Genomic DNA, 15107 nt, shown 5'->3' on the forward strand with positions numbered 1-15107 from the left:
TGCATCCTAATGACGTTTTGGTTTAACTTACAGGCTATGCGAAGCAGAGCCATAACTCCATATAACGTCTTTAACTCCTATAAGTTGAGCTTTACGAAACTTGTAGGAGTTATAAATATCTTATACTCCCAAAACTATATTAGCATCAATATTTAATTTTTGGCTTATAACACGTGCAACTTTCAATGTAGGTTCACATTTGCCGGAAATGTAATCACTCAGACGAGAAGGTGCTACTCAAAATACCTTTTCATACAATAAATCCCTATTTCCATATATTCCATAAATAGCTATTTTTGCAATTAGAAACTCAAAAACACAAATCAATATGAAAATTGGAGATAAAGTCCGCTTTCTTAACTCAGTTGGCGGAGGAGTGATAAAAGGATTCCAGGGAAAAGACCAGGTGTTAGTTGAAGATGAAGACGGTTTTGAAATCCCGGCTTTTATTCGTGAATGTGTAGTGGTGGGCGACAGCGACATGCAGGTTCACAGCAACAACAAACCAAAGATTGAGGTTCCGGTTGAAGAGCCAAAGGCTGAACCTGAAGTTGAAGTGGAGGAAACTCCGGAAGGCGAACGTCTGAATATTTTCCTTGCTTTCCTGCCGGATGATCCGAAATCAATTCAAAACTGCGGATATGAAACTTATTTCGTTAACGACAGCAACTATTATCTGTTGTTCAACTATATGAGCCGCGAAAATAACAGCTGGACAAGCAGATATAACGGAATGATTGAGCCTAACACAAAAATTTTCCTCGAGGAATTTGCAAAGGCAGATCTTAACTCTCTTGAGCGTGTTTGCGTTCAGCTCATTGCTTTTAAGAAAGATAAACCTTATTCATTGAAAAATGCTGTTTCGGTGGAACTGCGTATCGACACTGTGAAGTTCTACAAACTGCACTGCTTCATGGCTAATGATTATTTTGATGAAGGTGCTATTATTTATCCTATCGTCAGAAATGATTTGCCGGAAAAAGAAATGCTAGTTTCTGCCGGTGATATTAAGGAAGCTATGCTGCAGAAGGCTCGCGAAGACAGACGAACTACTCCTCAGCCAATTATCAAGAAAAAAGGTGGTGGAAACTCGGCTATCCTTGAAGTGGACCTTCATATCACCGAATTGCTCGACAATACTAATGGTCTGTCAAATGCTGATATGCTGAATTATCAGATGGAGAAATTCCACGAAGTGATGGCTCAGTATGCAAACAATAAAGGCCAGAAGATTGTATTCATTCATGGAAAAGGCGACGGTGTTCTACGCAAAGCTATCGAAAAGGAACTAAAAACAAAATATAAACATCATGACTATCAGGATGCTTCATTCCGGGAGTATGGATATGGGGCAACGATGGTAACGATTAAATAAGACACAAGGGGACAAGTTGACAAGGGAACAAAGGGGAAAGTCTTATTCCTTGTTAACTTGTCAACTCGTCAACTTGTCAACTACCTTTTATGTCTCAAGAAATCGAAAGAAAATTCCTGGTTAAAGGAGACTTTATGCCGGAAGTTTACAATTCACAACGAATTGTGCAAGGTTATATTTGCTCAACTCCGGGCAGAACCGTAAGAGTGCGTATCCGTGGTGAAAAAGGATATCTTACGATTAAGGGTGCTTCGGATGCTTCGGGGATGAGCCGCTACGAGTTTGAACAGGAAATTCCTCTTGCTGATGCCGAGGAATTACTGAAATTATGCGAACCGGGCGCTATCGACAAGGTGAGACATCTTGCCAAACACGGTTCTCATATTTGGGAAATAGATGTTTTTGCCGGCGACAACGAAGGTTTGGTTGTTGCTGAAATCGAGCTCAAATCGGAAGATGAACCTTTCTCTCTTCCGGAATGGGTTGGCGATGAAGTGACCGGTGACAGAAAGTATTATAATTCGATGTTGACGAAGGTGCCGTATTGTAAATGGAGGAGTCAAGAAGTTAAGTAGTCAAGAAGTCAAGAAGATACTACTCTACTACTTAACTACTTGACTCTTTAACTCCTTATTATCAACAACAAACAACAACAATCATGAACAAATTCCTATCAACCATTCTAGCCGCAGCTCTTTCGCTGCCGGTTTTTGCCGACGAAGGTATGTGGTTGCTGCCATTGCTGAAGCAGCAGAACTTTGCAGAAATGCAGTCGCTCGGCTTGAAGCTTCAGGATTATGATGTATATAATCCTAGCGGTGCGTCATTGAAAGATGCAGTAGTTATTTTCGGTGGCGGTTGTACCGGTGAGATTGTGTCGCCGGACGGATTGCTGCTGACTAATCATCATTGCGGATATAGTGCTATCCAGTCGCACAGCACACTGGAACACGATTATCTTACAGATGGTTTCTGGGCTGAATCCAGAGATAAAGAACTTCCTAATCCGGGACTTACGGTGACTTTCATTGATAAAATTGAAGACGTAACAGAGTATGTGAAGAAAGAGCTGGAGAAGGACAACGACCCGAACAGTATGAACTATCTTTCCCCGAAATATCTCAACGGTCTTGCCAAGGCTAAAGTTGGAGAAAAGTTTCTTCAGGACAATCCGGGAACTGAAGTTGAGATAAAGGCTTTCTATGGCGGAAACCAATATTATATGTTTACAAAGAAGATTTATTCGGATGTTCGCCTGGTTGGCGCACCGCCTTCTTCAATCGGGAAATTCGGCGCTGACACTGACAACTGGATGTGGCCGCGACATACGGGTGACTTCTCTGTTTTCCGTGTTTATGCCGACAAAAATGGTAATCCTGCGGAATATTCAGAAAGCAATGTGCCTTTGCGACCGAAACGCTGGTTCAAGATTTCAATCCGTGGAGTTCAGGAAAATGACTATGCCATGATTATGGGATTCCCGGGAAGAACGAACAAATATTATACTTCGTGGGAAGTTGCCGAACGACGTGACATTGATAATTCCGTACGTATTAATATACGCGACCTTCGCCAAAAGGCTATGCTTGAGGAAATGCTGAAAGATCCTCAGGTGAGAATCCAGTATTCAAGCAAATATGCAGGTTCGGAAAATGCTTACAAAAATTCTATCGGTTCGAATTGGGCTATCAACAAGCGTAATTTCGAGAAGGTGAAACACGACGAGCAGGAAGCTCTTCTGGCATGGGCACAGGACAAAGGTGTAACTGAATATAAGGAAGCTCTTTCGGAAATTGAAAGGATTGTTTCCGAGCGCAAGGATCTGCGTTTCCGCCAGTGGATGCTCAGCGAGGCTTTGATGCGAGGCATAGAGTTTTCTTCAGTTCCGACAAATGTAGATGCATTGGCTGAAGCATTAAAGAACAAATCGGCAGACAAACAACAGCTGATTGACCAGCTTACAAAAGATTTCAACAAATTCTTCAATAAGGATTATGCTCCTGATGTGGACCGCAAAATCGCAAAGGTGATGCTTAAGGAATATTGCCGCCTTGTTCCGGCAGAATCCCAGCCTTCATATTTCTCTGTAATTGGCAAAGAATACAAAGGAAACATCGATGCCTTTGTTGATGATTTGTTTGAGAAATCTATTTTCGCTTCTGAAGAGAATTATGAGAAATTCCTTTCAAAACCTTCGGCAAAGAAACTGCTAAACGACCCGATGGTGCTTTTTGCCAAATCTGTTAAGGAAGAATACAAAGCTTTAAATGAAGCTCTCAAAGGTTTTGATGCTGCATATAATCTTGCACACCGTACTTATGTGAAGGGTTTGCTGGAAATGGAAAAAGACCAGCCACACTGGCCGGATGCCAATTTCTCGCTTCGTCTGACTTACGGACAGGTGAAAGGATACAGCCCTCGCGACTGCGACTATTACGGACATCAGACCACTCTGGACGGAGTGATGGAGAAAGAAGACCCGAACAATTGGGAGTTTGTTGTTTCCGACAGACTTAAGGAGTTATACAACAACAAGGATTTTGGCCAGTATGCTATGCCTGACGGACGCATGCCTGTTGCTTTCTGTGCTACGACTCACACAACCGGAGGTAATTCCGGCAGTCCGGTGATGAATGCTAACGGTGAGCTTATCGGTATAAACTTCGACCGTAACTGGGAAGGTGTCGGCGGTGATATCGAATATCTTCCAGACTATCAGCGAAGCATCATTGTTGATATCAGATATGTTCTCTTCCTCATCGACAAATATGGAAAGGCTGGATATTTGTTGGAGGAGATGGAGATTGAGAAATGATAAATTAGGAGTCAAGAAGTTAAGGAGTTAAGGAGTCAAGGAGATACCATCTAACTACTTAACTTCTTGACTTCTTAACTACTCAACTTCTTCCTTCCTTACCGAAACAAGAAAGAACTGACTCAAGGAATAAATTACTACAAGCAAAACAACTGATTCACTTACCCAAACTTTATTGGATTCATGGAAATTGTAATATTCCCCAACCATTGTTCCAGATTCCTGCTCTTCAGATTCTATAAAACTTTGCTCATTATTATACACCTTCATTTCATTCTTGATTCTGACATTTGCCTCATTCTGAAAAGTCGGAACTGCAAAATAAGCAGCAGCACTGAAGAAAACAGTTATCAAAACAGATATGAAAAGTTGCTTCAACTTGTGTGTCCTTCTGTTTATATTCACCTGAAGAAGAAGCCATGCCAGAAGAACGAAATATACACTCTGACCAAGGAGTAATCCCCAGCTATAATTATTGGCACTTATACCTTTACTCAAAATGTGTTCATAGAAATCAAAAAATCTTCCTGTCATAAGCAACACACCGGCTAATAAGGCAACAAACAGAAGAACCGGATGTTTCTGCAATGTAATTGGAGTTTTCATAGGCTTGCTTTTTTACAAAAATAAAAAAAGCATTTTCTATATAGACACAAATTATTTGTAAAAATCACCTACCATACAATAATTATAAGTATTTTTATATCACAACATATTAAGATAAATATTTTTACTCCAAGCTTGATATGAAATACGCATTGATAACAGGAGCATCGTCAGGAATGGGATTGCATTATGCACTGCAACTTGCCCAAAAAGGATATGGTATTATTATTGTCAGTAACAGGCATGATGATAATATTATTGCCGCGGATAAGGTGAGAAATGCTGTTTCCGGAAGTGATGTAAGGATTATTGATGCAGATTTGACTTCTGTATATGCACCGGAATTTATTTACGACACAGTAAAAAAGTGGAACGTGGAAGTAGATGTGCTGGTAAGTAATGCAGGTATTCTTCTTTTCTCAACATTAATCAAAACATCAGCAGCTAATCTTGAACGTATAATAGCACTTCATTGTCTTGCCCCACTCAAGCTGATACGTCTGTTTGCCGAAGATATGACAACACGACGACATGGTTATATTCTTATAGTTTCATCTGCTACGGCATGGATGCCCTATCCTACTATTTCACATTATGCTGCCACAAAAGCTTTCCTGAAAAGTTTCGCCCGTTCACTGTGGTTCGAAATGAGGCGTTATGGTGTTGGAGTCACAACAGTATATCCCGGAGCTGTCGATACTCCGTTATATGAACTTTCCCAAAAGAAAAGAAATATTTTGCGTAAACTTGGAGTTATGCAATCTCCGGAGGAAACCGTATCTACAGCTCTGAAATGTATGTTCCGGAAAAGGCATAAATGTATTCCTGGTACGTTCACTAAAATAATTGTTTTATTATGTTCTGTAACTCCATCAATCATGTTGCTGCCAATTCTTAATCTTCCTGCAATAAAGAAAATTATGGACAAAGTTTGACATACTTTTTTTATAAAATATCTTTGATTTTTCGTTTAATTATTTTATTTTTGGGTAATATAGGATAGGTATTTTAAAAAGGCTTGAACAAGTTTTGGTTTTGCTTTTTTACTTTCTATTTATAAAGGTTGATTCGGTGCTGATGATATATTTTGAGCTGATTGTCTAACTTCTAAAAATCTGCATTATGAAATCAACTGCCACATCTCTATTTGTTGTTTTTCTTGCATTATTGCTGTCCGCACCTGTCTTTTCACAGGAAAACAACAACGATTATATCACAATAGAAGGTTCCGTGCGCGACAAAGACAGCCGCAGGAAACTTGAGTTTGTCCACGTTACAGTTCCCGGCACATCAATTGGCACAATCACCAACAATGACGGTGAATTTATGCTGAAATTGAAAAAGACGGATAATGTAAATAAAATCATGTTTTCACACATCGGCTACAAGAATATGCCATTTACGGTTGATACCGTAAATATGGCTGATATTGATATTTATCTGACTCCGGCAAGCAAAAATCTGAGTGAGGTCATTATCAGAGGTGGTGATGCACGCTTCATTGTTGAAGAAGCTCTGCAGCTTGTGAGTAAGAATTATGCCCAGACCAGCACATTGCAAACAGGATTTTACAGGGAAACGGCTCAGAAAAGGAGACGTTATATTAACATTTCGGAAGCTGTTATAAATACATATAAAACGGCTTACTCCAATAACAATACATTGCGCGACAGAGTGCAGGTGCTCAAAGGAAGAAAACAGCTGAGCCCGAAGACTAGTGACACTCTGGCTGTGAAACTGCTTGGCGGACCAACCCTACCTGTTTTTCTGGATATAGTGAAAAATCCGGACCTTCTTCTTGACCCGGAAATCCTGCCTTACTACAGATTTGACATCAAGGAAATAGCATGGTTGAATGAAAGACCGCACTTCGTTGTTGCTTTCCGTCCACAAGTTGAATTGCCATTTGCTCTGTATAAAGGTCTTCTTTATATCGACCAGGAAAAAATGTCGTTCAGCCGTGCTGAGTTTTCACTAGACATGGAAGATATGCTGAAAGCAACCCAGGCTATTCTTCATAAAAAACCGTTCGGACTGAGATTCAAGCCGGTTGAAGTGCCGTTCCTTGTGACATATCAGGAAAACAACGGATTCTTGCATCTGAATTATGTCCGGAATGTTATCAGATTCAAATGCGACTGGAAACGCCGTCTTTTCTCAACCACTTACACAATTGTTTCGGAAATGGTTGCAACGGACAACAGTATTGCCAACGAAGGCATTTCCTATAAGGATTCTTTCAAGAAGTCGCATTCTTTGTCCGACGAAGTAGATAATTTCGAAGACGAAGATTTCTGGGGTGATTATAATATTATCGAGCCTACGGAATCACTTGAGAATGCTGTTGAGAAGCTGAGGAAACTGAATCTTAAGAACTTAGAGAAGCAAAAACAGCTTTAGAGAAACTGAGAATTTTCATCCGAAAGCAATTTGTTTTTCTTTCGGAACAAATTTCATTTTCTTCCGTATGTAATTGAAATTACTTCCGTAAGTAAATTCTATTAAATTTAGATAGTAAAATAAATTAACTAGGCATCAGAGATAATTTGATAAGGTAGGCATCTTTCAAAAAAAACACTGCAATGTTTCCAGAAAAAGATGCCTACCTTTTTTGAGGAACACTGCAGTATTTTGTTTACAATGATTGTTTTTAAATCCAATCTATTCCATGTATTTTATTCTCGCTAGTTTCACATTTCTTCAATATTATTGATTATCAGAGAAATCATGTGATCAGAGAACATAATTTAACACATCAAGAATTCAATCTCTCAACCGTTTTCACCCCTTTGACGGTCTTGAGCTTTTTCATAAGCATATTCAATGTTATCGTGTCGCGAACCATTACCGTAAAGTTTCCTTGGAACAAACCGTCCACAGAATTGATATTAATTGAACGCAAGTTTATTCCTGCCTCTTTTCCTATAACAGATGTGATGTTTGTAACGATTGCAATATCATCACGACCTACAACTCTGAGCGTAACAATATATCCATTATCACCTTTGCCACTCCATTTTGCACGGATTATACGGTAACCGAAACGGCTGAACATCTCCTGGGCATTAGGACAGTCCATTCTGTGGATTTTGATTCCCTGAGTTGATACAAATCCAAACACCTCGTCGCCATAAATAGGATTACAACATTTTGCCAGTTTATATTCAATACCTGTAAGGTTTTTGTCTATTACAAGAACATCCTTGTTTGTTGAGATTTCCTCAGCTTCAGTTGTAGTAACGAATTCCTCCGCACTGCGGATATTCGTATGTTCCATATTTTCGGACTCACGACGAGTCAGCTCCAGATATTCATCAATAACCACATTCGGGTCAAGTTTTTCCTCACCCAAAGCAATATAGAAGTCTGTTACAGTTTTATATCCCTTACGTTTAATATAGCGCATCAAAGGAGCTTCCTCCATCTCAATCTTACGGTTCTTGAAACGGCGCTGCAACATTTCCTTTGCAAAATTTGCTGTTTTGGCAGCTTCTTCACGCAAAGCCTGTTTTATTCGAACACGAGCCTTTGACGTTACTACAAAATTCAGCCAATCCTGTTTTGGAGATTGTGAAGGAGAAGTTACCACAGAAACCGTATCACCATTCTCCAACACATATTTTATCGGCACATTCTTACCGTTAACCTTTGCAGAAACGCATTTACTACCAAGCTGAGAATGAATGCTGAAAGCAAAATCAAGGACGGTCGCACCTTTTGCAAGTTTAATAAGCTCGCCAGTCGGGGTAAACACATAGATTTCATCCTTATAAAGGTCCATCTTGATATCTTGCATCAAATCCATCGGGCTGGAGTTTTTGTTTTCCAACGCAGCACGCACATTGTTCATAAACTCATCAAGTCCGCTTTCTGCCTTCACACCTTTATATCTCCAGTGTGCAGCCAAACCACGCTCGGCAATTTCGTCCATTCTTTTGGTACGAATCTGAACCTCAACCCATTTGTTCTGCGGGCCCATAACAGTGATATGAAGACTTTCATAACCATTTGATTTCGGGATGGAAATCCAGTCCTTCATTCTGTTAGGATTAGGCTGATACATATCTGTTATTATAGAATAGACTTGCCAGCATTCCGAACGCTCTTTTTCCAATGGAGTGTCAAGCACAACTCTGATGGCAAACAAATCATAGATGCCTTCAAATTCGACTTTCTGCTTTTTCAGCTTATTGTTTATAGAATGTATGGACTTTGTTCTGCCCTTGATGTCGAATTTCAGGCCAGCTTCCTGAAGTTTCTTTTTGATAGGAGCAATAAACTCTGCAATATATGCATCACGCGAACGCTTGGTTTCATTCAGCTTCTTTTTGATAAAATCAAACTGCTTACGGTCTGTATATTTCAAAGACAAATCTTCAAGTTCGCTCTTTATCTTATATAACCCCAGTCGGTGAGCCAAAGGAGCATAAAGATATGCAGCTTCGGTTGCAAGACGGATACGGTCATCTTCCTGAAGTTTCTTTCCCAAACGCATCATGCACAGACGGTCGGCAATCATAAGCAGGATTACTCGAACGTCCTCAGCAAACGTAAACAGCAAATGATGGAAATTTTCAGAATTTACAGCAGTATTACGGGCATACAAATCAGAAGTTTTCAAAAGACGTTGAATCATCAATGTTATGTCCTCTCCGAACATATCTTTCACTTCTTCAATGGTGATTACCTGTTTGTAAACAGGACGGTAAAGCAAAATTGCAATAACAGAAGTGCGCTTCAACCCGATTTCAACCGCAGCAATAAGAGCAGTGTTGATGTTACGAAGCAAACCGTTAATTCCATTTTTGTCTCTACCATAACAATCCTGAGCTACGATATGAGCCATCACCTTTTTCATCTTCGGAATATCCTCTTTCTCCAGGAAAGAAGATAAAGAACGCAACAATAGCCTGTATTTTGAGAGAAATTCTTTTTTCTCTTCGGTGGTAAAAAACGGTTCCTTTTCCATAAACAATCCTTTATTTATGGTTCGCAGAAAACGAACCAGCCGTAAAACATATCGTAAAATTATCTTTTTATTTGCAATAAACATAGTAGTTTGTAAGGTTTTTTATACATTTGTGAAACCAGCTTATAAAAAAGCTCATGAAAAACAAACAGCATTTTCTGAAATTTCTTCGATTATCTGACATGAAATAACAGAACTTGAATGAATGATTATGAAATTCACAAAATATTTATACTATGTTAAACGCAAAAGACTTAGAACTGCTTGCTTCAAAAGGAATCACTCCTGAAGCATTGGAAGAACAGCTGGCATGTTTTGCAAAAGGCTTTCCTTTCCTTGAAATCGAAGCTTCCGCTTCTGTAGAAAAAGGTATTAAAGTTATTTCACAGGACGAACAGGCTACTTATATGGAAGCTTGGGACAAATATCTTGCTGAGAACAAAAAGATTTTGAAATTCGTTCCTGCATCTGGTGCTGCAAGCCGAATGTTCAAGAATCTGTATGAGTTCCTTTCAGCAGATTATTCTACTCCAAGCAATGCTTTCGAACAGAAGTTCTTCAACGAAATCACAAATTTTGCATTCTATAATGCACTGAACAAAGTTTGCCTGAAAAACGAAGGTAAAGACATTCCAGCACTGATTGCTGCGGGTGAATATAAAGCTGTTGTTGCAAATCTCCTTGAAAGCAAAGGTTTGAATTACGGTTCTCTTCCTAAAGGTTTGTTGTTGTTCCACAAATATAATGATGGAGAACGTACTGCTATGGAAGAACATCTTGCCGAAGGTGCAATGTATGCTAAGAACAATGCAGGAGAAGTAAATATCCACTTCACAGTTTCTCCTGAGCATGTAAAGCTTTTCGAACAGCTTGTAATGTCTAAAAAACCTATATTCGAAGATCGTTTTTCTGTAAAATACGATATTTCTTTCAGTGTTCAGAAGCCAAGCACAGACACTGTTGCCGCAGCTATGGACAACACTCCTTTCCGCGACAAGAATGGAAATCTTCTTTTCCGTCCGGGTGGTCACGGTGCTTTGATTGAAAACTTGAATGATGTTGATGCTGATGTTGTTTTCGTTAAGAATATCGATAATGTTGTTCCAGACAGCTTCAAATGCTCAACTGTTATATGGAAAAAAGTACTGGCAGGTGTTTTGGTAACTCTTCAGGAAAAGATATTCGGTTATCTGAATCTTATCGAAACAGGTAAATATTCACACAGCCAGATTGAAGAAATGATTCATTTCTTGCAGAACGAACTTTGTATCCGCAAGCCGGACATCAAAGATTTGGAAGATGCAGAATTGATTCTTTATATAAAGAGCAAACTTCTTCGCCCTATCCGTGTTTGTGGAATGGTTAAGAATGTTGGCGAACCTGGTGGCGGTCCGTTCTTAGCTGTTAATCCTGACGGTACTGTTTCTTTACAGGTTCTGGAAAGTTCTCAGATTGACATGAACGATCCTCAGAAGAAAGCTTTGTTTGAAAAAGGCACTCACTTCAATCCTGTTGATTTGGTTTGTGCTGTCAAGAATCATAAAGGTGAGAAATATAATTTGCCGGACTATGTAGATAAAAATACAGGATTTATCTCTCATAAGAGCAAAGACGGACGTGAGCTGAAGGCTCTGGAATTGCCTGGATTGTGGAATGGCGCAATGAGCAACTGGAATACTGTGTTTGTTGAAGTTCCTATCAGTACATTCAATCCGGTTAAGACTGTAAATGATTTGTTACGTCCTGAGCATCAGTAATTGAAGAATACAAAGAAATATGTTGACAAGGAGACAAGAAGTGTATTCTGTCTCCTTGTTAATTTATCAGCTTGTCACCAAAACCGCCCACAATTTGCACAAATCAACTTTTTTCTATAATATTGTATACAAATTGTACACAATATTAATATGAAGCTAGACAATCTACACTTTGAGACTTTACAATTACACGTTGGTCAAGAACAGCCGGATCCTGCGACAGATGCACGAGCTGTTCCTATTTATCAGACAACTTCCTATGTTTTCAGAAATTCGGCACATGCTGAAGCCAGGTTCAATCTGACTGATGCAGGTAACATATACGGACGCCTTACTAATTCAACTCAAGATGTACTGGAAAAAAGAATTGCTGCGCTTGAAGGTGGTATTGCAGCTCTTGCTGTTGCTTCCGGAGCTGCTGCTATAACTTATGCTTTCCAGAATATTACCCGCTCGGGCGACCATATTGTTGCAGCAAAAACTATTTACGGTGGTACTTATAATCTTCTGGAACATACTTTGCCTCAATATGGAGTATCAACAACTTTTGTTGATCCTTCAAATTTGGAAAATTTCGAGAATGCTATACAGGAAAATACAAAGTTTATATTCATTGAAACATTAGGCAACCCTCATTCCAATATTATTGATATAAGTATAGTTGCCGATATTGCTCACAGACATAATATTCCTCTGATTGTTGACAACACTTTCGCTACACCTTTCCTTTTGCGTCCTATCGAGCATGGAGCTGATATTGTTGTTCATTCTGCTACGAAATTTATAGGCGGACATGGAACTACTCTCGGTGGTATCATAGTTGATTCCGGAAAATTCAACTGGAAAGCTTCTGGTAAATTTCCACAGCTGACGGAACCTGATCCTTGCTATCATGGTGCGGTGTTCAGCGAAGTTGCGGGGAATGCTGCATATATAACACGTATAAGAGCTATTCTCCTTCGCGATACCGGTGCTGCTATCAGTCCGATAAGTGCTTTCCTTCTGTTGCAAGGTATCGAAACTCTTTCTCTACGTGTTGAACGTCATGTATATAATGCTTTACGGGTAGTAGATTTTCTGAAATCTCATCCGAAAGTGGAAAAGGTAAATCATCCTTCTCTGCCGGAGCATCCTGACCATGAGCTTTACAAGAGATATTTCCCTAACGGTGGCGGTTCTATTTTTACCATCAATTTGAAAGGTGGAACCAAAGAGGCACATGCATTCATAGACAATCTGCAAATATTCTCACTTCTTGCCAATGTTGCTGATGTGAAGTCTCTTGTAATTCATCCATCAACAACTACTCACTCTCAATTGTCGGACAAGGAAAAACTGGAACAGGAAATTTTTCCTGGAACTGTACGTCTGTCAATTGGAACTGAGCATATTGACGATATTATTAAAGATTTGTCACAATCGTTGGAGAAAATTTAAATCGGCATAGAGTTTCATAATATCAAAAAAGCATTATATTTGCAACTGAACATTGTTCTTAATCCGGTTGTCGCCGGATAAGATTAAAAGGGAATCAGGTGAGAATCCTGAACAGTCCCGCTGCTGTAAACTTCATAAAAACGGAAAAGCATTCCTTTAGCCACTGGTAAATATCCGGGAAGGCGCTTTATCTGGAAGTAAGTCAGAAGACCTGCAATGCTCAGTTTCAGAAGGTTTCGAGGAAAGACCTGAAGATATAAACTTCTTCCATTAAACTTCTTGCAGAAAGGTTTTTATCTGAAATTTCTTACTCATCCGTCTGAAACAAACAAGTTTGATTTTTTAATTATTTTGCCATAATAATTAGGAATAAAAGCACGGTTTCCGGCGGGATGAGCTCCGCCAGTAATCGTGCTTTTCTTTTTTTAGCAATTTATTTATATGGAATTTCAATTTTAATATATTTATTTGTATTTGATTTATATGCCAGTAATGAAATATAGGTATTATTTCATATCGGCATAATTTTCACTTTAATAATATAAGAATATGAAAAAGAAGTTTAGTTTATTTTTAATTGCTCTGTTGGCAATATTGACTTTACCAGCTCAAGCTCAATTCAGAATTGGTGTCAAAGGTGGTGCAAACATTTCGTCAATACATTTTTCAGATCCAGTAGAGAATTTTAATGCATCAAATATGACCGGATTTCATATCGGTCCTATGGTTGAATTGATGGCTCCGGTAATTGGTCTGGGATTTGATGCTGCAGTTTTATATTCTCAGAAAGGTATGGAAGCTTATGGCGAAACATTCCGTACAGACTATCTTGATGTTCCTGTTAATTTAAAATGGAAATTCGGATTGCCAATATTGAAAGTATATCTTACTGCGGGTCCATACATCGGATTCAAACTTGGGAACAGTGATTCTTTTGATACTTTTATTGATAACTTGGGAAGTGTTGGCGATCAGTTCAAGACAAAATCTTTTAGTGCCGGTCTTAATTTTGGTGCCGGTGTTGAAGTTATCAAACATCTTCAGGTTGGTTTGAACTACGGATTAGGATTAACAGACAATTACAGTATCGACAAACTGAATATGAACGGTAAGAATCGTGGATGGTCAATCTCCGCTGCAATTCTGTTCTAAAAATTCATAAATTAATCTTGGAAGAAGTTGGGAAATCCACCTATATATGGTAAAAGGATTTCTTAACTTCTTCATTTTTTATATCCTTGTAATTTTATTCTCTTTAATATTTAGTTCATGATATGAAATATGCAGATGTAATATTGCCTTTGCCCTTGGAAAACAGTTATACATACCATATTCCAGAAGATATGGAAAAATCTGTTGTACCCGGGTGCCGTGTAATTGTTCACTTCGGTAAGAAGAAATATTATACTGCTATTGTCATGGCTGTTCACGACAGAAAACCTGAATCCAACTATGAAACGAAAGATATTTATGCAATTCTGGATCTCACTCCAGTGCTGCGCCGCCCACAACTGAGGTTCTGGCAATGGATTAGCGAATATTATATCTGTAAGCTTGGTGATGTTTACAAAGCTGCAGTTCCTTCGGGCCTCAAACTGGAAAGTGAAACTGCCGTTTCTCTCAATGAAGATTTTCAAGCGACCGAACAACTGAGACCGGCTGAAATTGCTGTTCTTGATGCTCTTTCCGGTGTGCTGAAATTAACCGTTTCGGAATTAGAAAAGAAAACCGGACTGAGGAATGTTGTACCAGTAATTTCTTCTCTGATGCAAAAGGAGGCAATTGTTGTAAACGAAGAGATAAAGCAAGGTTTCACACCGAAAACCCAATCTTACGTAAGATTATGCAATGAATGGAAATCTGAAGAAAAACTGCAGGAAGCTTTTGAACTTGTCAAAAGAGCTCCTAAGCAGGAAACTCTCCTTCTAGCATATATCGACCTTTCTCATTGCATGACTGATAACAATGAGGAAGAAATATCAAAGAAAGAGCTTCTGGAAAGAAGTAATTGCAGTTCTGCCGTTCTTGATGCATTGGTAAAGCGAGGTATTCTTGAAATATATGATAAAGAAATAAGTCGTCTCACAATTAAATATCATCATCTTCTGCCTCTTAATCCGCTTAGTGAAGCTCAGAAAAAGGCTTATG

The 15107-nt window shown here is 39.0% G+C and carries 11 protein-coding genes, 1 pseudogene and 1 riboswitch (1 of these 13 running past the window's edge); of the genes and pseudogenes, 9 read left to right on the forward strand and 3 right to left on the reverse strand.

Annotated features, from left to right (window positions below; all coding sequences use genetic code 11):
• Window positions 1-120 precede the first annotated feature (120 nt).
• Window positions 121-237, reverse strand: a pseudogene (locus tag ACYIAR_RS07205) (helix-turn-helix domain-containing protein); the annotation flags it as partial.
• Window positions 238-328: 91 nt separating this feature from the next.
• Here ACYIAR_RS07205 and ACYIAR_RS07210 point away from each other — a divergent pair.
• The 3 genes from ACYIAR_RS07210 to ACYIAR_RS07220 all read left to right on the forward strand — a co-directional run bounded on the left by ACYIAR_RS07210 (window position 329) and on the right by ACYIAR_RS07220 (window position 4190).
• The gene (locus ACYIAR_RS07210; protein WP_480333067.1) at window positions 329-1375 is read left to right on the forward strand and encodes a DUF2027 domain-containing protein; all 1047 of its coding nucleotides are present in this window, start codon (window positions 329-331) and stop codon (window positions 1373-1375) included.
• 89 nt (window positions 1376-1464) lie between these two features.
• Window positions 1465-1950: a CYTH domain-containing protein gene (locus ACYIAR_RS07215; protein WP_480333069.1), complete on the forward strand. Its 486-nt coding sequence runs from the start codon at window positions 1465-1467 to the stop codon at window positions 1948-1950.
• Window positions 1951-2033: 83 nt separating this feature from the next.
• Window positions 2034-4190, forward strand: coding sequence for a S46 family peptidase (locus tag ACYIAR_RS07220; RefSeq protein ID WP_480333071.1), 2157 nt, complete (start codon window positions 2034-2036; stop codon window positions 4188-4190).
• A 78-nt stretch (window positions 4191-4268) separates the two neighbouring features.
• Here ACYIAR_RS07220 and ACYIAR_RS07225 read toward each other — a convergent pair whose 3' ends face one another.
• Window positions 4269-4796: a hypothetical protein gene (locus tag ACYIAR_RS07225; RefSeq protein WP_480333073.1), complete on the reverse strand. Its 528-nt coding sequence runs from the start codon at window positions 4794-4796 to the stop codon at window positions 4269-4271.
• A 140-nt stretch (window positions 4797-4936) separates the two neighbouring features.
• On the opposite strand from ACYIAR_RS07225, the gene ACYIAR_RS07230 reads away from it, so the two are divergent.
• Together ACYIAR_RS07230 and ACYIAR_RS07235 are read left to right on the forward strand one after the other, a co-directional pair.
• On the forward strand, window positions 4937-5731 hold the full coding sequence (locus ACYIAR_RS07230) for an SDR family NAD(P)-dependent oxidoreductase (RefSeq protein WP_480333075.1): 795 nt from the start codon (window positions 4937-4939) through the stop codon (window positions 5729-5731).
• Between the two features lie 187 nt (window positions 5732-5918).
• Window positions 5919-7196: a carboxypeptidase-like regulatory domain-containing protein gene (locus tag ACYIAR_RS07235; protein WP_480333077.1), complete on the forward strand. Its 1278-nt coding sequence runs from the start codon at window positions 5919-5921 to the stop codon at window positions 7194-7196.
• 355 nt (window positions 7197-7551) lie between these two features.
• Here the strand turns inward: ACYIAR_RS07235 and ACYIAR_RS07240 are convergent, their stop codons facing one another.
• Window positions 7552-9765: a RelA/SpoT family protein gene (locus ACYIAR_RS07240; RefSeq protein ID WP_480333079.1), complete on the reverse strand. Its 2214-nt coding sequence runs from the start codon at window positions 9763-9765 to the stop codon at window positions 7552-7554.
• A 236-nt stretch (window positions 9766-10001) separates the two neighbouring features.
• On the opposite strand from ACYIAR_RS07240, the gene ACYIAR_RS07245 reads away from it, so the two are divergent.
• The 4 genes from ACYIAR_RS07245 to priA form a co-directional block, all read left to right on the forward strand.
• A complete protein-coding gene (locus ACYIAR_RS07245; protein WP_480333081.1) occupies window positions 10002-11522 on the forward strand; it encodes a DUF4301 family protein in 1521 nt (506 codons plus the stop codon).
• 150 nt (window positions 11523-11672) lie between these two features.
• Window positions 11673-12959, forward strand: a complete 1287-nt coding sequence (locus tag ACYIAR_RS07250; RefSeq protein ID WP_480333083.1) for an O-acetylhomoserine aminocarboxypropyltransferase/cysteine synthase family protein — start codon at window positions 11673-11675, stop codon at window positions 12957-12959.
• Between the two features lie 41 nt (window positions 12960-13000).
• Window positions 13001-13192, forward strand: a riboswitch (cobalamin riboswitch).
• Window positions 13193-13508: 316 nt separating this feature from the next.
• Window positions 13509-14111 (forward strand): porin family protein, encoded by a 603-nt coding sequence (locus ACYIAR_RS07255; RefSeq protein WP_480333085.1) that lies wholly within the window; start codon window positions 13509-13511, stop codon window positions 14109-14111.
• 122 nt (window positions 14112-14233) lie between these two features.
• Window positions 14234-15107, forward strand: the start of a protein-coding gene (gene priA / locus ACYIAR_RS07260) for a replication restart helicase PriA (RefSeq protein ID WP_480333087.1). 1589 nt of this gene lie beyond the right edge of the window; the window shows 874 of its 2463 coding nt (coding positions 1-874); the start codon lies at window positions 14234-14236; its stop codon lies beyond the right edge, outside the window.

The organism is Parabacteroides sp. KHUB-01, from assembly GCF_056640935.1.

What these genes read in the sequence shown, in the direction of transcription:
- ACYIAR_RS07210 (WP_480333067.1), top strand. Translation starts at nt 329, where the DNA reads ATGAAAATTGGAGATAAAGTCCGCTTTCTTAACTCAGTTGGCGGAGGA.
- ACYIAR_RS07215 (WP_480333069.1), top strand. Translation starts at nt 1,465, where the DNA reads ATGTCTCAAGAAATCGAAAGAAAATTCCTGGTTAAAGGAGACTTTATG.
- ACYIAR_RS07220 (WP_480333071.1), top strand. Translation starts at nt 2,034, where the DNA reads ATGAACAAATTCCTATCAACCATTCTAGCCGCAGCTCTTTCGCTGCCG.
- ACYIAR_RS07225 (WP_480333073.1), bottom strand. Translation starts at nt 4,796, where the DNA reads ATGAAAACTCCAATTACATTGCAGAAACATCCGGTTCTTCTGTTTGTT.
- ACYIAR_RS07230 (WP_480333075.1), top strand. Translation starts at nt 4,937, where the DNA reads ATGAAATACGCATTGATAACAGGAGCATCGTCAGGAATGGGATTGCAT.
- ACYIAR_RS07235 (WP_480333077.1), top strand. Translation starts at nt 5,919, where the DNA reads ATGAAATCAACTGCCACATCTCTATTTGTTGTTTTTCTTGCATTATTG.
- ACYIAR_RS07240 (WP_480333079.1), bottom strand. Translation starts at nt 9,765, where the DNA reads ATGGAAAAGGAACCGTTTTTTACCACCGAAGAGAAAAAAGAATTTCTC.
- ACYIAR_RS07245 (WP_480333081.1), top strand. Translation starts at nt 10,002, where the DNA reads ATGTTAAACGCAAAAGACTTAGAACTGCTTGCTTCAAAAGGAATCACT.
- ACYIAR_RS07250 (WP_480333083.1), top strand. Translation starts at nt 11,673, where the DNA reads ATGAAGCTAGACAATCTACACTTTGAGACTTTACAATTACACGTTGGT.
- ACYIAR_RS07255 (WP_480333085.1), top strand. Translation starts at nt 13,509, where the DNA reads ATGAAAAAGAAGTTTAGTTTATTTTTAATTGCTCTGTTGGCAATATTG.